This is a genomic window from Polaribacter sp. HaHaR_3_91 (assembly GCF_019278525.1).
Taxonomy (GTDB): domain Bacteria; phylum Bacteroidota; class Bacteroidia; order Flavobacteriales; family Flavobacteriaceae; genus Polaribacter.
In genome coordinates, this window is the sequence record NZ_CP058986.1 from 2,130,540 (window position 1) to 2,153,506 (window position 22,967).

General features: G+C 31.6%; 17 protein-coding genes. 10 read left to right on the top strand and 7 right to left on the bottom strand.

What is annotated here, in order from left to right:
- The first annotated feature begins 38 nt into the window (after positions 1-38).
- From H0I27_RS08865 to scpA, 3 genes are all read left to right on the top strand, one after another.
- Positions 39-1,325, top strand: coding sequence for an acetyl-CoA hydrolase/transferase family protein (locus H0I27_RS08865; protein WP_218730366.1), 1,287 nt, complete (start codon positions 39-41; stop codon positions 1,323-1,325).
- 77 nt (positions 1,326-1,402) lie between these two features.
- Entirely contained in the window at positions 1,403-3,202 is a 1,800-nt protein-coding gene (locus H0I27_RS08870) for a methylmalonyl-CoA mutase family protein (protein WP_218730367.1), read from the top strand.
- A complete protein-coding gene (gene scpA, locus H0I27_RS08875; protein ID WP_218730368.1) occupies positions 3,199-5,331 on the top strand; it encodes a methylmalonyl-CoA mutase in 2,133 nt (710 codons plus the stop codon). Before H0I27_RS08870 ends, scpA begins: the two co-directional genes overlap by 4 nt.
- Positions 5,332-5,638: 307 nt before the next feature.
- On the opposite strand, the gene H0I27_RS08880 is transcribed toward scpA, so the two are convergent.
- The 4 genes from H0I27_RS08880 to H0I27_RS08895 all read right to left on the bottom strand — a co-directional run bounded on the left by H0I27_RS08880 (position 5,639) and on the right by H0I27_RS08895 (position 9,080).
- Positions 5,639-6,391 carry an acyl-[acyl-carrier-protein] thioesterase gene (locus tag H0I27_RS08880; RefSeq protein ID WP_218730369.1) on the bottom strand — a complete coding sequence of 251 codons (753 nt, stop codon included), beginning with the start codon at positions 6,389-6,391 and terminating at the stop codon, positions 5,639-5,641.
- Positions 6,392-6,420: 29 nt separating this feature from the next.
- Positions 6,421-7,434 (bottom strand): methylmalonyl Co-A mutase-associated GTPase MeaB, encoded by a 1,014-nt coding sequence (gene meaB, locus H0I27_RS08885; RefSeq protein WP_218730370.1) that lies wholly within the window; start codon positions 7,432-7,434, stop codon positions 6,421-6,423.
- 180 nt (positions 7,435-7,614) lie between these two features.
- On the bottom strand, positions 7,615-8,355 hold the full coding sequence (locus tag H0I27_RS08890) for an acyl-CoA desaturase (RefSeq protein WP_218730371.1): 741 nt from the start codon (positions 8,353-8,355) through the stop codon (positions 7,615-7,617).
- Positions 8,356-8,510: 155 nt separating this feature from the next.
- Complete coding sequence (locus tag H0I27_RS08895; RefSeq protein WP_218730372.1) at positions 8,511-9,080, bottom strand: Crp/Fnr family transcriptional regulator; 570 nt, start codon at positions 9,078-9,080, stop codon at positions 8,511-8,513.
- A gap of 174 nt (positions 9,081-9,254) precedes the next feature.
- Here H0I27_RS08895 and H0I27_RS08900 point away from each other — a divergent pair, with 174 nt between their 5' ends.
- The 5 genes from H0I27_RS08900 to H0I27_RS08920 all read left to right on the top strand — a co-directional run bounded on the left by H0I27_RS08900 (position 9,255) and on the right by H0I27_RS08920 (position 14,243).
- Positions 9,255-10,595 carry a DEAD/DEAH box helicase gene (locus H0I27_RS08900; RefSeq protein WP_218730373.1) on the top strand — a complete coding sequence of 447 codons (1,341 nt, stop codon included), beginning with the start codon at positions 9,255-9,257 and terminating at the stop codon, positions 10,593-10,595.
- A 2-nt stretch (positions 10,596-10,597) separates the two neighbouring features.
- A complete protein-coding gene (locus H0I27_RS08905; protein WP_218730374.1) occupies positions 10,598-11,905 on the top strand; it encodes a DEAD/DEAH box helicase in 1,308 nt (435 codons plus the stop codon).
- A 4-nt stretch (positions 11,906-11,909) separates the two neighbouring features.
- Positions 11,910-13,445, top strand: a complete 1,536-nt coding sequence (locus tag H0I27_RS08910; RefSeq protein ID WP_218730375.1) for an SDR family NAD(P)-dependent oxidoreductase — start codon at positions 11,910-11,912, stop codon at positions 13,443-13,445.
- A 185-nt stretch (positions 13,446-13,630) separates the two neighbouring features.
- Positions 13,631-13,897, top strand: a complete 267-nt coding sequence (locus H0I27_RS08915; RefSeq protein WP_218730376.1) for a hypothetical protein — start codon at positions 13,631-13,633, stop codon at positions 13,895-13,897.
- 154 nt (positions 13,898-14,051) lie between these two features.
- Positions 14,052-14,243: a cold-shock protein gene (locus H0I27_RS08920; protein WP_068448022.1), complete on the top strand. Its 192-nt coding sequence runs from the start codon at positions 14,052-14,054 to the stop codon at positions 14,241-14,243.
- 147 nt (positions 14,244-14,390) lie between these two features.
- Here the strand turns inward: H0I27_RS08920 and H0I27_RS08925 are convergent, their stop codons facing one another.
- From H0I27_RS08925 to H0I27_RS08935, 3 genes are all read right to left on the bottom strand, one after another.
- A complete protein-coding gene (locus H0I27_RS08925; RefSeq protein ID WP_218730377.1) occupies positions 14,391-15,686 on the bottom strand; it encodes an amidohydrolase family protein in 1,296 nt (431 codons plus the stop codon).
- A gap of 12 nt (positions 15,687-15,698) precedes the next feature.
- Positions 15,699-18,656, bottom strand: coding sequence for an amidohydrolase family protein (locus H0I27_RS08930; protein ID WP_218730378.1), 2,958 nt, complete (start codon positions 18,654-18,656; stop codon positions 15,699-15,701).
- Between the two features lie 95 nt (positions 18,657-18,751).
- Positions 18,752-19,828 (bottom strand): DUF3810 domain-containing protein, encoded by a 1,077-nt coding sequence (locus H0I27_RS08935; RefSeq protein ID WP_218730379.1) that lies wholly within the window; start codon positions 19,826-19,828, stop codon positions 18,752-18,754.
- Between the two features lie 214 nt (positions 19,829-20,042).
- On the opposite strand from H0I27_RS08935, the gene dnaB reads away from it, so the two are divergent.
- Together dnaB and H0I27_RS08945 are read left to right on the top strand one after the other, a co-directional pair.
- Positions 20,043-21,560 (top strand): replicative DNA helicase, encoded by a 1,518-nt coding sequence (gene dnaB / locus H0I27_RS08940; protein WP_218733826.1) that lies wholly within the window; start codon positions 20,043-20,045, stop codon positions 21,558-21,560.
- A gap of 72 nt (positions 21,561-21,632) precedes the next feature.
- A complete protein-coding gene (locus tag H0I27_RS08945) occupies positions 21,633-22,892 on the top strand; it encodes an asparagine synthetase B (protein WP_254713064.1) in 1,260 nt (419 codons plus the stop codon).
- Positions 22,893-22,967 lie beyond the last annotated feature (75 nt).

Here is a 22,967-nt window from a genome sequence, read left to right on the forward strand (position 1 = left end):
TGAATGAACAAAAACAACAATTTTTAAAATTTGATAATATGAAAATACCAAATAAAATGACAGCCGATGAAGCTGTTAAATTAATCAAATCTAACGATAGAGTTTTAATCCAAGGAGGTTCTGCAACACCACAAGCTTTAATAAAAGCGATGGTTGCAAGAGCGTCAGAATTAAGAAATGTTGAACTTGTTCATTTACATACCGAGGGAGCTTGTGGATATACTGCACCAGAATTAAGAGAAAGTTTTCATACCAATGCTTTTTTTATTGGTGGAAACGTTCGTAAAATGGTAGGAAACACGGTAGATTATATTCCTGTTTTTTTAAGTGAAATACCAAGTTTATTTCGTGAAGGATATATGAAGTTGGACGTGGTTCTGGTAAATGTATCGCCACCGGATAAACATGGTTTTTGTTCTTTAGGTGTTTCTGTTGATATTGTTATTTCTGGTATAGAACAAGGTAAAATAATTATTGCTCAAATTAACCCGCGCATGCCTCGTACATTTGGAGATGCTCAAATTCATTTAAAACATTTTGATGCCTGTGTTGAAGTAGAAGAAGAAATCTACGAAATGAATTTTGTAGAACCATCTGAAATAGAGAAATCTATAGGTAAAAATATTGCAGAAATTATTGATGATGGTGCAACGCTTCAAATGGGGATTGGTGGTATTCCAAATGCCGTTTTAACATTTTTAAACAACCATAAAAATTTAGGGATACATACAGAGATGTTTTCTGAAGGTGTCATAGATTTAGTGAGAAACGGAGTTGTAAACGGTTCTAAAAAGAAAACAAACCCTTATAAAATTGTTTCTGGTTTTGCTATGGGAACAAGACGTTTATATGACTTTATAGATGATAATCCAGAAATTGAAATGAATGACATTGCATACGTAAATGATACTTCTATCATTCGTAAAAACCCAAAAGTAACAGCAATAAATTCTGCTATTGAAGTAGATTTAACAGGTCAAATTTGTGCAGATTCTATTGGTCAGAGAATGTTTTCTGGAGTTGGTGGTCAAATGGACTTTATGCGTGGAGCTGCTTTATCAAAAGGTGGGAAACCAATATGTGCAATTACATCAACAACCTCTAAAGGTGTTTCTAAGATTACTCCAGCGTTAAAAGTAGGAGCAGGAGTTGTTACCACCCGTGCGCATGCTAGGTTTATAGCTACAGAATATGGGATAGCAGAACTATTTGGTAAAAATTTAAAACAACGAGCTCAAGCATTAAGAGATATTGCGCACCCAAATCATAGAGAGGAATTGGACAAAGCTATATTTGAAAGATTTGGAAGTAGTTTAATGATATAATAAACTTACGGAAGGTAGGGTTTAAATTTTGTAACTTTAAGAACTGTAACCTTTTGTATTAAATAAATTCACATATAATGAGCGATAAAAATAAAATACTTTTTTCAGATTTCTCTTCAGTTTCTACTGAACAGTGGATGGAAAGAGTGACCGCAGATTTAAAAGGTGCTGATTTTGATAGAAAACTAGTGTGGAAAAACCTAACTGGTATCAATTTTCAGCCTTGTTATAATATAGAAAATTCAATTACACAGCTAAAAAATAAAGGAGAAAACTCACAATCATTAGTAAACTATAGAAGTGTTGCTGCTTGTTGTGGTAAATCTGGAAATGATTTGGCCTTAAAAGCAATTGAAGAAGGAATAAATGGTATTATTTTTCAAATGATAACCAATGTATCTGTAGAAGAACTTTTAAATGGAATAGACTTAAATACTATCTCGGTTTCGTTTAAATTATTTAATAATTCTATTCCTTTTACCAAAGATTTAGTTGCTTTTGCAAAAGGCAAAAATTTAAAGGGATATATTGATGCAAATTTAATTTCTGGCTATGTAACAACAGGTAGTTTTAATGAAAACCTTGTAGATGTAACAGCAGAACTGATAAAGTTAACAAAAGATTTTCCTAACTTTAAAGCAATCACTATTTCTGGAACGGAGTATTTAGATAATGGAGCAAACCAAGTGCAAGAAATAGCATATACTTTAAGTTCTCTCGTTTTTTTAACGGAAAAATTGAAAGAAAAAGAGATTGCAGTGCAACAAATTTTCGACAACCTAAATTTTAATTTAGCAATTGGATTAGAGTATTTTGTTGAAATTGGAAAATTTAGAGCATTCAATAATTTATTAGCTGAGGTAGCTGCCAAATATCAACTTGCTGATTTCTCGAATACGATAACGGCTAAAACTTCTATTTGGAGTAAGTCAATTACAGATGCAGAAACCAACTTATTACGTTGTACTACAGAAGCTATGGCTGCTATTTTAGGAAATGTAGACGGAGTTTTAATTGATCCTTATGACAAAGAATTTAAAAGTTCTTCTGATTTTTCAAGCAGAATAGCAGGTAATATTACCACTATTTTAAAAGAAGAATCTTATTTTGGTAAAGTATCAAACCCTGTTGATGGATCTTATTATATTGAAGAGGTTAGTTCTAAAATAGCAGAAAAAGCATTAGAGTTGTTTAAAGCAATTGAAGCTGATGGTGGTTTTTATATCAATTTTGAAAAAGAAATAATTCAACAACAAATTGCTGAAATTCGTCTTCAAAAATTAAAATTAATTAGCCAACGTAGAACTCCAATGGTTGGAATTAACAAGTATCCTAACTTAATGGAGAAAATATCTGCTAATCTACTTTCTAAAGGAATTAGTGAGAATCCGAAGGTATTAACTCCAAGAAGAGCTTCTTTAGAAATTGAGGCAATGCGTAGGGTTACAGAAGAATTAGTGGATGAAACAAATGTGCGCCCAATTGTACAATTAGCGAGTTATGGAAATTTAACAATGCGTAAAGCGAGAGCTGCTTTTGCTTATGATTTTATAGGTGTAAGTGGTTTTGATGTGCATCAAGAAGAAAGTTTTGCAAACGCTTTGGTTGCAGCTACTGAAAGTGCTAAATCAACTTCAAATGTAGTTGTTATTTGTAGTTCTGATGAAGATTATGATGAAACTGCTGTAGAATTTGTAAAAGCATTTAGAGCCATAGATACAGATAAAGTATTGTTACTAGCAGGTGCACCAAAAAACATTGATGAATTAACGGCTGTTGGTTTAGATGGTGTTGTAAATATGAGAACTGATGTTCTTGTCTCACTTTCTAGTATTCAGAAAAAAGTTCAAAAAACCTTTAAATCTTTAGAAGTATGAAACCAGATTTTTCAGATATAAAAATAAACTCAGCAGTCAAACAAACTGTTGCAACTTCAGAGAATCAAGATGTTTGGAATACTCCTGAAGGAATCCCTGTAAAAAAACAATTTACAAAAGAAGATATTGCAGAAGCAGAACATTTAGGTTTTGCAGCTGGTGTACCACCTTTTTTAAGAGGTCCTTATAGTGCCATGTATGCCATGCGTCCTTGGACGATTCGTCAATACGCAGGTTTTTCTACCGCAGAAGAATCAAATGCTTTTTACAGAAGAAATTTAGCGGCAGGTCAAAAAGGACTTTCAGTTGCTTTTGATTTAGCTACGCACCGTGGTTACGATTCAGATCATCCACGTGTAACGGGTGATGTTGGTAAAGCAGGTGTTGCCATAGATTCAATTTTAGATATGGAAATTTTGTTTGATCAAATTCCGTTAGATAAAATGTCAGTTTCTATGACAATGAATGGTGCTGTGTTACCTATTATGGCTTTTTATATAGCTGCTGCAAAAAAACAAGGCGTTGCTTTAGATAAACTTTCGGGAACGATTCAGAATGATATTTTAAAGGAGTTTATGGTGCGTAATACATACATTTATCCACCATTACCTTCCATGAAAATTATTGGTGATATTTTTGATTACACCACTAAAAATATGCCTAAGTTTAACTCAATTTCAATTTCTGGTTATCACATGCAAGAAGCGGGTGCAACCGCCGATATTGAATTAGCGTATACTTTAGCAGATGGAATGGAATACATTAGAACTGGATTAAAATCTGGTTTAAAAATTGATGAATTCGCGCCTCGTTTATCTTTCTTCTGGGCAGTAGGAATGAATCATTTTATGGAAATTGCAAAAATGCGTGCTGCACGTATGCTTTGGGCAAAAATTATAAAATCATTCAATCCAACAAACCCAAAATCGATGGCATTGCGTACGCATAGTCAAACTTCTGGTTGGAGTTTAAGTGAGCAAGATCCTTTTAATAATGTAGCTCGTACTTGTGTAGAAGCAATGGCAGCTACTTTGGGAGGAACGCAATCTTTACACACCAATGCATTGGATGAAGCAATTGCTTTACCAACAGATTTTTCTGCAAGAATAGCACGTAATACTCAGATTTTTATTCAAGATGAAACTCAAATGACAAAATCTGTAGATCCTTGGGCAGGTTCATATTATGTAGAATATTTAACGCAAGAAATTGCGAAGAAAGCGTGGAAATTAATTGAAGAAGTTGAAGAATTAGGAGGAATGGCAAAAGCTATTGAAACTGGAGTTCCTAAATTACGTATAGAAGAAGCTTCTGCTCGTAAGCAAGCACGTTTAGATTCTGGTCAAGATATTTTAGTAGGAGTAAATAAATTTAAAACGACAGAAAAATCAAATATTGAAATTTTAGAAGTTGATAATACGGTTGTAAGAGATTCTCAAATTGCTCGTTTAAATAAAATGAAAACTGAACGTAATTCTGAAGTGGTTGCAGTCAATTTAAAAGCATTAGAGGATTGTGCAGGAACAGGAAAAGGTAATTTATTAGCCTTGGCTGTAGAAGCTGCAGAAAATTTTGCTACATTAGGTGAAATATCCGATGCTTTAGAGGTTCATTTTGGAAGACATAAAGCGGATACTAAATTGATAAGTGGTGTGTACGGAAAAGAAGTAAAAAGTGATGATACATTTGCAAGAGCGCAAAAGTTAACGGATAAGTTTGCAGAAATAGAAGGTCGTAGACCAAGGGTTATGATTGCTAAAATGGGGCAAGACGGACACGATAGAGGAGCAAAAGTAGTTGCTTCTAGTTTTGCCGATTTAGGTTTTGACGTAGATATGGGGTCTTTATTTCAAACTCCAGAAGAAGTAGCAAAACAAGCTATTGAAAACGATGTGCATTTTGTAGGTGCATCTAGTTTGGCGGCTGGACATAAAACGTTAATTCCTCAATTAATAGAAGAATTAGAAAAATTAGGTAGACCAGATATTATGGTTTTTGCAGGTGGGGTAATACCTGCACAAGACTATGATTATTTATTGGAAAGAAAAGTGGTTGCTATTTTTGGTCCTGGAACTGTAATTTCTGAATCTGCAATTACGATAATGGAAAAATACTTAGAGCAAGAATAAACTCTATATTAATTTATTTAAAAAAGCCCGAATATATACTTGTTTGGGCTTTTTTTGTTGTTATCATCCACATAAATACGATTTTAGATTGTTATGTGTTTGCAATTATCAGTATTATAAGGGTAAAAAAAAACATAAGAACTTGTCACTTCGACTTGAAGAGAAGTCTCATAATACTGATAACACAAAAATGAGCACCTTTATGTGATTTCTCCCTTTGGTCGAAAAGACAAAACTGTATGGAAAGTTGAATGTTAGATAAAATATTTACATAAAAAACAATAAAACAAACAGTGTGCGGTAAATGTCAATAAGCTTTCCAAATAGTTTTAGCTGTGGCGCAAACTTTATTATTTCCTTTAATTTTGATAGTATGCGCAAAAGTATTTTTTATTTTAAGTTCTTTGGTTAAAGATAAGACGGTATCTCCATATTGAGCTTCCGCTATAAAATGACCTTCAATTTCATGCAAAAAATAATTATCAACAATATCTTCTGGAATCGATTCAATTAACCATTGTAAGTATCTAATATTATTCACGTGTTTATTAGAATCAATATCGTATCGGTTTACTCTAAATTGTTTTGTATGTTGAGGTGAGTCTATAGCAATTATTTTTTTCTTGATATTTCTATTGATAGAGTGTTCGTTAAAGTACGACCATTTTTCTTTAATTTCATTAAAAATAGGAATCGGCTTTCTTTTATTTATGTCAAAGAAAACCCATAAACCTTTTGCACTACCTATAATGTTATTCTTTTCATCGTAAATAATATTTTCTCTATATCCTTTGATAAAAGAGTAGTGGGATAGCCAAGTTCTAATGGTTATTTTTTCTTTATAATTGGGATAACGATTCATTTGTAAAACACCAGAAACTAATACCCAACCTACATTTTTTTGTAATAGATCAAATATACTGTGTCCTATAGAGTGAGCATGATCTGCAGCTGTTTCTTCTAACAAAGCCAATATTATTGTAGGTGTTGCAAGTCCAAACTTATTCATTTCAAAATACCTTAATTCAAATAGTTTATCAAAATAATTATTAAATATCATTTCATACAATTTTTAAGGTTCATGAATTATTAACTCAATTGAAAGGAATTTTTAAATTCTTCTATAATTTGTTGTGCTGCTTTTACAGGTGAAATTTTAGATGTAACAATATCATTTTCTAATGATGAAAGCTCTCTTTTTATGTTTTTTGAACCATAAAACAAGTGTTTCAATTCTTCATTGATATTATTATACATCCATTTTATTTGTTGATGGTTTCTGTTTTTTAGGAAATAACCATTCTCATCAACTAATTTTTTAAATTTTAAAACTTCATTCCAAACATTATCTATACCAATATTTTTTATGGCTGAAGCGGTACTAGCCACAGGAGTCCAACCAGACTCAGAAGCTGGAAAAATATGAAGGGCATTTTGGTATTGTCTTTTAGCTAATTTACTCATGGTGATATTATCGCCATCGGCTTTATTAATAACCACCATATCGGCCATTTCCATAATCCCTTTTTTAATTCCCTGCAACTCATCTCCAGCACCAGCAAGCATTAAAAGTAAAAAGAAATCTGTCATGCCGTGTACAGCTGTTTCAGACTGACCAACACCAACGGTTTCAATTAGAATAACATCGTAACCTGCGGCTTCACAAAGCAGCATGGTTTCTCCTGTTTTGTTAGAAACACCTCCTAAAGTATCGCCAGAGGCGGAAGGTCTAATATACGCTTCTTGTAAAACAGACAATTCATCCATTCTAGTTTTATCACCTAAAATACTTCCACGAGAACGTTGACTACTTGGGTCTATTGATAATATAGCTACTTTATGCCCCAGTTTTACCAAATGCAACCCGAAGACTTCAATAAAAGTACTTTTACCAACACCAGGCACACCTGTAATACCAATACGTATAGATTTACCTGAATTTGGTAATATTTCTTGAACGATTTCTTTAGCTAAACTTTTATCGCTTTCTAAATTACTTTCTATAATAGTGATTGCTCTAGAAAGAATTACTCTATCACCTTTTAAAACACCATCTATATAAGCTTGTGCAGGTAATCTTTTTTTTGGTTTGTAGTTTTTCATTTTAGAGTTAGAAAGCTAGGTTTATGGTGAGATTTCTGTGTCTAACAAAGATACTAAAAATGAAAAAAACACCACTTATTAAAGGGTGTTTTTAAATGATATTTCTAGTTATAATTTTTAATTACAAAAAGATAATTATTAAATATGTTTAACAGATTTCTATATCTTTTTTACACAGTATTATTCTTTTACTTTAATAGCTTTCAGCTTAATCAAACCGAAAAAGTCTAAAACTTTAATAATTACATAAGTCATATCTATTTCATGCCATTTAACTCCAAAATTAGGGCTACTAGCATGTTTGTGGTGATTGTTGTGGTAACCTTCTCCCATCATTAAAAAATCGAAATGAAAAAGATTCTTGCTGGTGTTCTTCATTTTGAAGTTTACATATCCATAAATATGACCAAACCAGTTGATAATAACTCCATGAATAGGCGCCATTAAAAAAGCGATTGGTAATAATAACCATTGCCACCAAGCGGTTACGAAAAAGACAAAGAATAAAATGTAAAAGGTAATCCAAAGTAAACGAGAAAAACGAGAGCCAGCAAAAGAATCAAACGATTTCCATTGCGGTACATTTTTAGTAAAACGGTCATCAATAGCAATGCGTTGCTCGTTAATATCTTGATAAATAGTTTTCGTTTTCCACATCATTGCAAACATATTTGCATCGTAAGAAGGAGAGTGTGGATCTTTTTCTGTGTCTGTATATGCATGATGCATTCTGTGCATAATTCCGTATCCGTAAGCACTTAAATAACTAGACCCTTGAAAAACCCAAGTTAAAATAAAGGTAATTTTCTCCATGGTTTTAGACATGGTAAATACTTGATGTGCTGCATAACGATGTAAAAAGAAAGATTGAAAAAACAAACCTCCATACCAAAGCACTATAATAAAAATAACTACTGCCATATTTAAAAATTTTGACAAAGATAGTTTGCTGTTTTAGGTGAAACAATGAACCTAAATCAATAAAAAATATCGCTGAGTTTAAAGAACCAAGAAACAAGACTAATCTTTTTGATAAAAAGGAAACCTTAAAACTGTTATAAAATGTATTAATATTATTAAATACGTTTTCTAATTCGGCTTAAAGCTTGTGCAGTAACACCAATATAAGAACTGACATATTTTAAAGGAATTTCTTTTAAAATTTCTGGACGATCTTTAAATAACTTAAGATAACGCTCTTCTGCAGTAAGGTTTAGAAGGTTTTGTTCTCTACTAGATTTGATTAAAAATAAACGTTCTGCGGTTAATCGACCAATTAAATTACCAATTTGAGTTTTCTTATAAATTTCTTGTAAATCGGTGTACGAAACACTTAAAATGGTAGTTTCTGTAAGTGCTTGCAATTCGTATGCAGAAGGTTTTCTAGTTAAAAAAGAATCGTACGCACTAATAAACTGATCTTTAAAACTAAAACCAAAGGTGATTTCTTTTTCAGGATTTTCTTTAGGAATATACAAACGTACCACGCCAGATTCTATAAAAGATATGTAGTTTTCAATTTCGTTTAATTTTAAGAAAACGGCTTTCTTTTTAATAACACGAGGTTGCAATTTAGACGTAAAAAAGTCCCAATCTTCTTGAGATATGTTGGCTATTTGCTGTAAGTATGCTTTTATCTGTTTCAAATGTATAATTAAACTAAAATAGAGTTGCAAATATACGGATTCTGAAAGCCTATTTTAGGCTTATTTTTTAGTATCCTAATCATTTTATTTTCAATTAAAATATTTTAAATTCACGAACCATAATTTATTTAATTAACAAGAACGATATTGCTACCTTTGCAAAAAATATATTTAATGTCAAAAACCTTTTCATCTTTAGGAATTCATAAAGAACTAGAAGCACGTTTAGCAAAATTAGAAATTACAGTTCCTACTGCAGTTCAAGAAAAAACCATTCCGTTTATCTTACATAAAAAGAAAGATATGGTGGTTTTGGCAAAAACAGGAACAGGAAAAACAGCTGCTTTTGGTTTGCCTTTATTACAAAAAATTAAAGCTGATGAAACACATATTCAAGTTTTAATTTTAGCACCTACAAGAGAATTAGGTCATCAGATATATGACAATTTACTTTCTTTTTCTTCCGATGAACAAAAGGAAAAAATAGTCTCTATTTGCGGAGGAATCCCAATAAAACCACAAATTGAAGCCATTAAAAAGAACCCAAGTATTGTAATTGCAACTCCGGGTAGATTGGTAGATTTAATGAAACGTGAAGCAATCAACATTAAAAAAATCAACTATTTTGTTTTAGATGAAGCTGATGAAATGGTAAGCGCTTTAAAGGAAGAAGTAGATGCTATTATAAAAGAAATTCCGAATGTTAGAAGAACGTTGTTGTTTACAGCAACGATGCCTGGAACTATCAAGCAATTGATACAAAACTATATGTCTAAACACGTAGAACATATAGAAACTGATATGGATTCTGTTGGGCATAAAGGAATCGATCATCAATATGTGGTGGTAGAACCAATTGAAAAATTGAATGTTTTAATGCATTTTTTATCGACTAAAGAAGGAGAACGCGGAATTATTTTCTGTAAAACAAAAGCAGCCGTTAATAAATTAGCTAAAAACTTAGCCATAAATAAATTTTCATCTGGTGCTTTACACGGTAGTTTAACCCAAGGGATTCGTGATCGTGTAATGGGACAATTTAGAGAAGGAACTATCGATATTTTAGTAGCTACAGATTTAGCAGCTCGTGGTATTGACGTTAAAGAAATATCTTACGTAGTAAATTACCATTTACCAGACAGGTATGATACGTATGTACACAGAAGTGGACGTACAGCTAGGGCAGGAGCAACCGGACTTTCTTTAAGTGTGATACAACCAGAAGAATTAGAAGAAATTCCTGAATTTGAAGAAGATTTAGGTTTGACTTTTAAAGAATATATAAAAGCAGATGCACAAAGTATAGAAGACAATAATACAATTCTGTGGGCTAAAAAAGTGTTTAAAACAAAACCAAATCGTGCTATTTCAGAAGATTTAAAAGCAGAGATTAAAACAATTTTTCATCATTTAACCAAAGAAGAATTGGTAGATAAAGTTTTGGCTAATTATTTAGCACAAACAGCAAGTGCAAAAACAAAAACAGCAGTAATTAAAAAGAAGAAAAAGAAATAAGCATGGCAAATATTATAAAAACTCAACAAGATATATTATCAAAATTGCAGATTGAAGAGTTAAATCAAATGCAAAAAGAAGCTATTGCTACCATTCATAAAAATGATAATGTAATTTTACTTTCGCCAACAGGAACAGGAAAAACATTGGCTTTTTCTCTACCTTTATTAGAATTTTTAGATCCAAATTTAGAAGAAGTACAAGCATTAATTTTAGTGCCTTCTAGAGAATTGGCAATTCAAATAGAACAAGTAATTCGTTCTATGGGGTCTGGTTTTAAGGTAAATGCGGTGTATGGTGGTAGACCGATGTCTAAAGATAAGATAGAATTAAAGCATATTCCTGCAATTTTAATAGGAACACCAGGTCGAATTTCAGACCACTTTGCAAACGATCGTTTTTCTAAAGAGCATATAAAAACTTTAATTTTAGATGAATTTGACAAATCTTTAGAGGTTGGTTTTGAGTATGAGATGCGTAATATTATCAATCAACTATCTTTAAATAAACGCATATTAACTTCTGCAACGCAAGGAGTTGAAATTCCTGATTTTGTAGGTTTAAGTAAACCAAACACAGTTAATTACTTAAAAGCAGTAACTTCTAAATTAGAAATAAGAACAGTAGTTTCTCCTGCTAAAAACAAACTGAATACCTTATTACATTTACTAAATCATTTAGGAAATAAGCAAGGTATCGTTTTTTGTAATTTAAAAGATTCTATAAATAATGTAAGTACATTTTTAGAAAGCAAGAACATAAAACATGGTTGCTTTAGTGGTGGAATGGAGCAGAAAGATAGAGAACGTTCTTTAATTAAATTTAGAAATGGGACCAATCAATTATTAATTGCTACAGATTTAGCAGCAAGAGGTATCGATGTACCAGAAATGAGTTTCATCATTCATTATGAATTGCCACAAGCAGTAGAAGAATTTACACATAGAAATGGACGTACAGCAAGAGTTTCTGCAGAAGGAACAGCCTTTGTTTTAAAATGGAAAGACGAACGTTTACCAGATTTTATTAAGCATGCTGATTTACAAGACATTTCTAAACAAGCAGTAAGAAGTCCTGTTTTTTGGGAAACCTTATTTATTTCTGGAGGTAGAAAAGACAAGATTTCGAAAGGAGATATTGCTGGTTTGTTTATAAAACAAGGAAAATTAAGCAAAGAACAGCTAGGGGCCATTGAGTTAAAACAAGATTGTGCTTTTGTAGCAGTACCATCAACATTAACTGCAGAATTAATTGAGAAATTAAACAATTCTCGTTTAAAAAAGAAAAAAGTACGTATTTACGAAGTGTAAAAATATGAGTAATAAAGAATTAAATACAGAAGTAAATTCGTGCATCAATACCCTTCAAAAATTATTGGAGGATACGAATCAACTTTTTGAATTGCCTGAGGAGCAAAGAGTCGCGCTTTTTAAAGTTGCTGGCGAATTATCTCGTCCAAACAGAGATGAATTTCAGCGTAGACGTAAAGACGCTAAAAAAGCGGCAAAACGTAAAATGATTGAAAGCGATAAACACGCTAGAAAATCTACCGGAATACGTTCTGCAAGAGAAGCTGCATTATTTGTTGCACCAAAATTATTAGGAGCAGCAGAATTAAATGAAGATACACCAGAATTAGAATCGCCAAGAAATTGTTATGTCTGTAAAACGGTTTTTACCAAATTGCATCATTTTTATGACACAATGTGTACCGAATGTGGAGATTTAAATTATGCAAAACGGTTTCAAACGACAGATTTAAAAGGTCAAGTAGCAGTAATTACAGGTTCTCGTTTAAAAATCGGATATCATATTACCTTAATGTGTTTGCGTTCTGGAGCAACAGTTGTGGCAACAACACGTTTTCCTGCAGATTCTGCAATTCGTTTTTCTAAAGAAGAAGATTATAAAGATTGGAGTCATCGTTTACACATTCATGGCTTAGATTTAAGACACATACCAAGTGTAGAAATTTTCTGTAATTATATAGAACAAAAATACGATCGATTAGATATTTTAATCAACAATGCTGCACAAACGGTAAGACGTCCGTCTGGTTTTTATTTCCATTTAATGGAAAATGAAAAGAAACCAATTGACCAATTACCAAAATTGGCACAGACTTTATTACAAGATCACGAAAGTTGTTTAGAAGAATTGGCGGATTTAAGTGTCTCTACTGCTAAAACGGATAAAAATAATGTTTTGCCAGTTACTTGGCACGGACCAGAACCAGGAATTGGTTTAAGAAATTCAGCAGAATTATCTCAAATTCCGTATAGTTTTGACAATTCATTACAAACTGCAGAAGTTTTTCCGGAAGGCGAATTAGATGCAGATTTACAACAAGTAGATTTAAGAAAAACCAATAGTTGGCGTTTAAAATTAGGCGAAATAGAAACTACAGAAATGGTAGAAGTACAGTTGGTAAATGCTGTTGCACCGTTTGTGTTATGTAATCGTTTGTCTAATTTAATGATGAAAGAAAATACGGGTAAAAAGCATATTATCAATGTAACTGCGATGGAAGGGAAGTTCCATCGATTTAAAAAGGTAGACAGACATCCACATACAAATATGGCCAAAGCAGCCTTAAATATGTTAACACATACGTCTGCTTCAACATTTGCAAAGAAAGGTATTTATATGAATGCAGTTGATACTGGTTGGGTTACAGATGAAGATCCTGCAGAATTGTCTAAGCATAAAGTAGAAACGCACGATTTTCAGCCACCATTAGATATTGTAGATGGTGCCGCAAGAGTGATGGACCCATTAATTGATGGAATTAATACTGGTAAACATTGGTCTGGTAAATTCTTAAAAGATTATTTTCCGATAGATTGGTAGTTTTTATATTATAAAATAACAAGTAGAATAAAATTTAAAAAGGAATACGTATGGTCTAAAATCATAAGTATTCCTTTTTTTTATTATTGATTATAGATCTTTTTTTGTAAATATCAAACTAAAATAGTAACTTAGGAGAGTTACTTTTCTGTAACATTATTTATAAACCATTAAAACTTATAATTATGTTAGCATTTAGAACCGAAATTAGAAACTCACCAAGAGAACAAACTTTAAAAATTTATTTAAGCGATACGTCATTTGTTGTAGGATTAAAGAATCTCCTAGAAAACATAAAAGGGGTTCGTATTGTAGAAGTACAAGAAAGTTTTAGTAGAAATAGGGTAGCAGAAAATGTAACGATTTACAGAAAAGAAAAGCACTCTATAAACGCTTTAAAGGAAAAAGTAGATACTTTTTTAGGTATTTATTTTGAGAAGATAATAGTGTAATACTACTTTTTAAAGACTGTATTTATAGGTATATCATTCTTCGGAATAAAAATTTAATAAAAAAACAGAAAAGAAAACAATTATAAGGTTGTATATCAGAAAAATGGAACCATCTTTGCAATACAATTAGTATTATAAATTTAACAACATTATTATGAGTAAAGGTACAGTAAAGTTTTTCAACGACACAAAAGGTTTTGGTTTTATCACTGAAGAAGGAGTAAGCAAAGATCATTTTGTACACGTTTCTGGTTTAATTGATGAAATTAGAGAAGGTGACGAAGTTGAATTCGATTTACAAGAAGGAAACAAAGGTTTAAACGCGGTTAACGTAAAAGTTATCTAAGAAATATACTTAAAGTTTTATAAAAGCCCATCAATTAATTGATGGGCTTTTTTTTGTGTCATTATTTTTGAATTGACCTTTAATAAAATATACGATAGTTATTAAGGATTAAAAAAAAAGGCTCGTAATTAGCGAGCCTTTTTTAAATTATTTGGTTTTGTATTTATTAGAATAGCGTTTCCAAAGTTTTGTTTGGTGTGTTTCTAGGCTAATTTTTCTACCTTGTATAAAAGCATCCGTTAAAATGTTTCCTCTCATGTCTAAAGCATCACCTTCAGAAACAAATAAGGTTGCATCTTTACCAACTTCTAAGGTTCCAACCATATCATCAATACCTAAAATCTTTGCAGAATTAGAAGTTAATAATTGCAATGCTACTTCTTTATCTAATCCGAAAGCAGCAAATGTACCTGCGTAAAACGGAAGGTTTCTAGTATTCATTCTTTCCATTTGACCTTCCATACCAAGGGCAACAACAACACCTTTATCTGTTAAGTTTTTTGCAATTGTGTACGTATAATCATAAGCATCGTCCTCATTTTCTGGATTTCTGTGTGGTCTTTCTAAAACAACTGCTATGTTATTTTTAACTAATAAATCTGCTACTTTATCAGCTTCATCACCATGAACAATTACAATGTTTTTGATGCCCAATTCTTTAATAATTGTGATAGCATCTGTAATTTCTTTTTGGCCGTTTACATGAATAAATAATTTCTTACTTCCCTCAAATAAACCTTTTGTAGCTTCATAAGGTAAATGCATTTTATTTTTATCACTTGCTAAATAGGTTTTAGCATTTGCAAAATAAGATTGAATATCATTTATTTTTTTAGGATACTCTTTATCTGGTCTTAAAGCAGGATCTTCTCCTAGCCACCATCTTCCGCTTGTAAAACTAGTTGGCCAGTTTATGTGAATTGCATCGTCTGTTTTTATACTAGCATCTTCCCAATTCCAAGCATCTAATTGCACCACAGAAGATGTACCTGAAATTGTACCACCTCTAGGTGTAATTTGGGCCATTAAAACACCATTTGGACGCATAGATTCTACCACTTTACTCTCTGCATTATAGGCAACCAAACTTCTAATATGTGGGTTATTTGCTCCAATCTCATCTTCATCATCACTTGCTTTTACAGCATCTATTTCTACCAAACCTATAGAGGCATTTGTCGCAATAAAACCAGGATACACATGTTTACCCTTGGCATTAATGACGGTTCCTCTTCTGGCTATTTTTGCATTTGCATTTCCAACAAATACAATTTTTCCATTGCTAAACATTACTAAAGCATTTTCTATAATTTTTCCATTTCCTAAATGTGCTGTTGCACCTTCTATAGAATAATCTGTAGTTTGTTTGTCTGCGGGCGTTTGTTGCGCAATGCTATTTCCTACTAAGAAGAAAAATAGCAAACTATATATTATTTTTTTCATCATTATTTAGTTTTATATTTCTTCTAATGTATCGCAGTGAAAATTTCTATCTTTTCTTTTTGCTGGAATTTGGGTTTTTGCTCCTCCCATTTTTTCCTGCAACATCATATTGATTAATTTGCTCTTTTCTTGCTTAATAGCTTCACGTTTTTTGATATCTTCATTTCTATCAAAAAACACTTTTCCTTCAATAATTGTTTTTTCAACTTTAGCATAAATAGACATTGGGTGATGGCTCCATAAAACAACATCTGCATCTTTACCTACTTTAATACTACCAACACGATCATCAATATGTAATAATTTTGCAGGGTTAATAGTAACCATATTCCAAGCTTCTAATTCTGTCATTCCACCATACTTTACTGTTTTTGCTGCTTCTTGATTTAGTCTTCTAGACATTTCTCTGTCATCAGAATTAATAGCAACAGTAAGACCTTCATTGTGCATAATTGCTGCATTGTATGGTATTGCGTCGTTTACTTCGTATTTATATGCCCACCAATCTGAAAATGTTGAAGCACCAATATTGCGATCTTTCATCTTATCAGCAACTTTATAACCTTCTAAAATATGTGTAAATGTATTTATTTTGAAGCCCATTTTATCGGCAACATTCATTAACATATTAATTTCAGATTGTACATAAGAGTGACAAGAAATATGACGTTCTCCGTGTAAAATCTCAACCAAAGTTTCCATTTCTGTATCTATTCTATACGGTTTTCCACTTTTCTTTAAAGCATCATATTCATGAGCTCTTGTAAAATAATCTGTAAAAACTTGTTCTACACCCATTCTTGTTTGCGGAAAACGTGTTCCATTTGTATGACGAGATTGTTTTACATTTTCACCTAAAGCAAATTTTATAAATTTAGGAGAATTTTTATAAATCATCTCATCTGCATTTTCTCCCCATTTTAGTTTGATAATTGCAGAACGACCACCAATAGGGTTTGCAGAACCGTGTAAAATTTGAGAAGTAGTAGTTCCTCCAGAAATGTTTCTGTAAATGTTTATGTCATTAGGATCAATTACATCTTCCATTGTAACTTCTGCAGATGAGTTTTGAGCACCTTCGTTTACAGCAGAAGCTGCAATATGAGAATGTTCATCTACAATACCAGCTGTTAAATGCTTGCCTGTTCCGTCAATTTCTGTAGCTCCTCTAGCACTTAAATTAGAACCAATCTTTTCTATTTTTCCGTCTTTTAAAAGGACATCTGTTTTTTCTAAAATACCTTCTTTTTCACTGGTCCAAACAGTTACATTTTTAACTAAGATTGTCTCTGTTTTAGGTTGAATATAATTACCGAATCCTATATTAGGATAACTTACTGGAACTACTGTAATTGCTTTTTCTTCTTCGTTTTTTTCTTTTTTTGAAACTTCCTCTTTTTGAACCTTTTTACTGGCAGACCAATAGGTTTTATTTCCTTCAGTATCAAAAGCATCACCTTGCATTATGTTAGAAGCATTAACAATTTTACCTAGCATTCTTGTAAAATGTTCGTCATCGTTTAATGTGATAGAAATCCAATCATCACTATATGAAAATTTAGACTTAATTTTTTTATCATCAATTTTAATAGTTCCTGTTTGCTTAGCTCCTTTACCTGTAATTGATAAATTGTAGTTTTTGTTATTTACAGATAACATATAATCACCTGTAATATCTTTAATATTCATGTTGTTAACTACATTTTTAGCTCCCTGAACCCAGTTTTCATAAATGGTAGTTTTAGTATCAAAAACATCGCCAGACGTAATAATAAAGTTTGCATAACTCCCTGTATTTAAGTTTCCAATTGTGGTGTTACCAATTATAGTTGCAGGAATTGTAGTTAATGCAGCTAAAGCTTTTTCTTTATCAAAACCGTATTTTATAGCTTTCTGTAGGTTTTTATGAAACGTATTTACAGATTTTAAAGTGTGTGTTGTCAATGCAAAATTGATTCCGTTTTTAGAAAGTACACTTAAATTAGAAGGCGCTTGATTCCATATACGCATGTCTCTTAAAGAAATATGTTGTGCTAATAAAGGATCTGAAACGTCATAAGCATCACTAAAATTAATAGGAATTATAAAGTTGGCATTTGTTGCTTTTATGTCATGAATTCTTTCAAATTCGTCTCCGCTACCCACAATTGTGTATTGCACACCAAATTCATCACCAACTTTATCTGCTCTTAATGCATCTAAAACAGTAGCAGTTTCAAATATTTGAAGTAAACCTTTATTATCGTTAAATGCCTCTAAAGATAAATCTTTATTTTTCATATTACCTTTTGCATACCAATCTGCATCATTAAAAACTTGGCGTAATAAAGCCATTGCACCCATTCTAGAACTAGGGTAAGCTTGTGTAGATTTAGCACTTTTATTAAATGATAAATACTGTGCAGATTTAGTGTTTAAAATTCGGTAAGCATCAGAAGTATTCGGGTTTAAGGCTATTAATAATCCGTTTCCTTGTACAATTCCGTCATTAGAATGTGTGTTTACAACTCCAAAACCAGCATCAATTAAACTCTTTGCTTTTTTGTCATCAAACTTAAAATTACTAATTGGGTTTGTTTCTGGTCTAATATGATCGTTCCAATAATACCCTTCACGAGTTGGCTCGTATTGTGTTGTTCTATTTCTAGATCTGGGTTGTCTTTCTGGTTTAGAAATTCCAAAATCAGAATAAATATCAATAAATGAAGGGTAGATCGTTTTTCCTTCTAAATCGATTGTTTTTGTCCCATTCGGAATTTTAACAGATTTACCAATGCTAACAACTTTACCGTCTTTAATTAGTAAAGTTCCTTTTTTTACAATCTTTTTATGCGTTACATAAATAGTAGCATTTGTAAATGCAAAACTGCTGTTTTCAGTAGTTTTTACTCCGCTATCTGTAGGGAAATATTCTTGCGAATGCATCGAATAAGCCACAAATAAGGAGAAAAATAAGAGTAATTTTCTCATATAAGTTTGGTTTTTTAATGAATTAAGTTTCTAAAATAATTAGAAGCTTTTTAGAAAATGTTAAAACCAATTATTTTAACATAATTTTAGGAAGATTAAGAAGGATTTGCTTCATTAAAATAAGAAATAAATAAATCTACCACATAATTATAAGATTGCACACCTTTATCTTGTTTATTGGCTTTTAAATAGGCATTGTAACCTTTTTTAACAATTGGCTCAAATGGGTTTTTGTATTGCTGCCAAAATGTATAACTCGCACTAAAATCTTTTAGAATTCCTCTATGAACAGTTTTCCAAAGTTCTTGGGATAAATTTTGGTCACGTTTTCTTAATTCAGAAATACAATAGCCCAAAGCCATTCTATAACTCGCGTATTTAAAATGAAGATCGTCATTATAATTAGCTGCTAAAAAACCAACAAAATTAGCTTCGTTTTCTGCAGCAAAACCAATTTGATGTGCCATTTCATGACATGTTGTAGTTGGATAACTTGTTTTTGGAAGTTTGTCGTTTACCTGAGCTTCACCTGTTAATGGATTCAGATATCCAGCGGTTCCATTATAAGTTTGCAACAAACTCATTAAAGAACTTTTTACAGATTTATGTTGATATTCTAACTGTGGAAAATCTTTAGATAAATTATCATAACCAGAAATTGCCATTGTATACATCTCTTTTTGAGAATAAGGATTTTCTACCTTTAAAGTATCATTTTTTGTAATTTTATAATGATATTCATTTAGTTTTTTAATTACATGTGTTGTTACTTTTTTAAGTTGCTCTGTGGTATATTTTGTTTGTTGATACTGTAAGTTTTTAGCCAAAGGTTCTCTGTAATAATTCAAGCCCCAAAAAAGATAAAAACAAAAATAAATTACTGATAAAATCGCTGTAAAATGAAGTAGTTTCTGAATTAAATTTTTAAACCTCGTTTTTATCAACCTAACTATAAAACGAATTAAAATAAAGAGTCCGAAAGCCAATAATACATCACCTACAGAAAAAGGAATCCAACCTAAAATAATTCTAAAAAATGATGAAATAGGAGGGTAGATTCCGTTTGAATAATATTTTTCTATAAACGGAGCGTTTTTTGCAGCCAATTGAATTAATAAAATCTGAACTGGAAGTAAAACTGTAAATATTAAATGTTTTTTTTGAATCTTCAAGGATACTTTTTTGTGTAAATATGCGTTTATATATATTCAAATAAGAGGGTGTTCTAGTTTAAAAAAGCCCAATTTAATTGTAAAAATAAGATTTCATTTTGGAAGTTGACTGGTTATTAACAAGATAATAACAATTTTGTTTACAATAAATGTTTACAAATTAAAGCAAAGTTTAACAGACCAATTTCAACCTAAAAAAAGTACATTTGTAGCCATGGAAAAAACGACTCCTGTTACGGGTAAAAAGATAGATAAATCAAGGTTAGTACAACTTGAGAAAGGGAAGATTCCGCCGCAGGCAGTGGAATTAGAAGAAGCTGTGTTGGGTGCAATGATGATTGATAAAAAAGGTATTGACGATGTTATAGACATCTTAAGTGCCGATGCTTTTTACGATCAGAAGCACCAAGATATTTACGCAACTATTTACGAATTATTTCAAAATTCTGAACCAATTGACCTTTTAACTGTATCTAACTTGTTAAAAAAGAATGGAAAATTAGAATTTGTTGGTGGAGATTTCTTTTTAATTCGTTTAACTCAAAAAGTGGCATCTTCTGCACACATAGAGTTCCATGCTAGAATTATTTTACAAAAATTTATTCAGCGTAGATTAATTTCAATTTCTAGTGAAATTATAGAAAATGCGTATGATGAAAGTACCGATGTATTTGACTTATTAGATGATGCAGAGGCAAAACTGTTTGAAGTTACCCAAGGAAATTTAAAAAAGAGTTCTGAAGATGCAGGATCTTTAGTAAAACAAGCCTTAGCTAAGATTCAAGAAATTGGTAATCAAGAAGGAATGTCTGGTTTGGCAACTGGTTTTACCAAATTAGATGCATTAACTTCTGGTTGGCAACCATCCGATTTAGTTATTATAGCTGCACGTCCTGGTATGGGGAAGACAGCATTTGTAATTTCGATGGCGAAAAACATGGCGATTGATTTTGGTCATGGTGTTGCTGTGTTCTCATTAGAGATGTCTTCTGTGCAGTTAATTACACGTATGATTTCTTCGGAAACAGGCTTAACATCAGAAAAATTAAGAAAAGGAAACTTAGAACCACACGAATGGGAACAGTTAAACGTAAAAGTAAAACGTTTGTCTGATGCGCCTATTTTTATTGATGATACACCGTCTCTTTCTGTATTTGATTTACGAGCAAAAGCACGAAGATTGGTGTCGCAACACGGAGTTAGAATTATTGTAATTGATTATTTACAATTAATGACTGCTGGTGGAAAATCTAATGGAAATCGTGAACAAGAAATCTCTATGATTTCTAGAAACTTAAAAGCTTTAGCAAAAGAATTAGAAGTGCCAGTAATTGCACTTTCTCAGTTATCTCGTGCGGTAGAAACTCGTGGAGGATCTAAAAGACCTTTACTTTCTGATTTACGTGAATCTGGAGCAATTGAGCAAGATGCCGATATTGTATCGTTTATTTTCCGTCCGGAATACTACGGAATGACAGAATGGGATGATGATGATCATTCACCATGTGAAGGACAAGGAGAATTTATTGTAGCAAAACACAGAAATGGTGGTTTAGAAAATATCCGATTAAAATTTACGGGGCATTTGGCAAAATTCTCAGATTTAGAAGAAGGATTTAGTAGTGAATTCCAATCATCTATGAATGCAGATTTCCCTGAAGATCCTTTTGCAGGACAAGGTGGAGTAGATCCAAAAGATGCTTTTGGAGGTGCTGATGATGTTCCTTTTTAAAACATAAAGAATTTATAATATTATAGAAATACACAATTGCTTTAAAGTAATTGTGTATTTTAGTTTTTAGATATGAAAAAACTCCTCACAATCTTAACATTTCTCTTAATATCAAACTCAATTTGGGCATCATTTATTTATATCCCTATGAGCCATGATAACCAAGTAAACCACTTAAAATCATACGGAATTGTCTATTTTTCTTTAGAAGCAGGTTTAAAATCTAAATGGTTATTAAATTATGATGGAGGTGCTTTTTTAATTGAAAACAATAAAATTGCAGAAAATGAATGTAAAATACGTGGTGTTTCTTATCAAATAATTTCGGATGCAAAAGCACAATTAATATTACAAGAAATTTCATCACCATCTTCTAATCAAGATGCTATAATTTTAGAAAAAGCACCAAAAATAGTAGTCTATTCCCCAGAAGATAAAATGCCTTGGGACGATGCTGTTACAATGGTTTTAACGTATGCTGAGATTCCGTTTGATGTGATTTATGATAAAGAAGTTTTAGAAGATAAACTACTATTATATGAGTGGTTGCATTTACATCACGAAGATTTTACGGGGCAATATGGTAAGTTTTACGGTTCTTTTAGAACTGCCCCTTGGTATTTAGAAGCTAAGAAAAATTCAGAAAAAAAAGCTTTAGAATTAGGGTTTTCTAAGGTTTCTGAAGAGAAATTAGCTGTTGCAAAAAAAATAAGAGATTATGTAATTGGTGGTGGTTTTATGTTTGCCATGTGTTCTGCAACCGATAGTTTTGATATTGCTTTATCTGCAGAAGGAGTAGATATTGCCGAAGCAATGTTTGATGGAGATGCTTCTGACTTAAACTATCAATCGAAAATAAATTATAATAAAACCTTTGCTTTTAAAGACTTTCAATTGGTTAAAAACCCAAGAACGTACGAGTTTTCTAATATAGATACGACTGATAAGCGAATAATTCCTAAAACTTCAGATTATTTTTCTTTAGGTGAGTTTTCTGCAAAATGGGATCCAGTGCCAACGATGTTAACACAAAATCATACTGTTTTAGTAAAAGGGTTTATGGGGCAAACTACGGCGTTTAATAGAAATACGATTAAATCTAATGTATTGGTTTTAGGTGAAAATAAAACCAATAGAGAAGCTCGTTATATTCATGGAACTAAAGGAAAAGGAATGTTTACTTTTTATGGAGGTCATGATCCAGAAGATTATTCACACAGAGTAAACGATCCAAAAACGGAATTAGATTTACACCCAACTTCACCAGGTTATCGCTTAATTTTAAATAATGTGTTGTTTCCTGCTGCAAAGAAAAAGAAACAAAAAACATAGATTTTTATCATTTTAAAATTCTTCTTTTCATAAAATATCATTTTAATTGATCATAAAGCTGTTTTTGCTTACAAT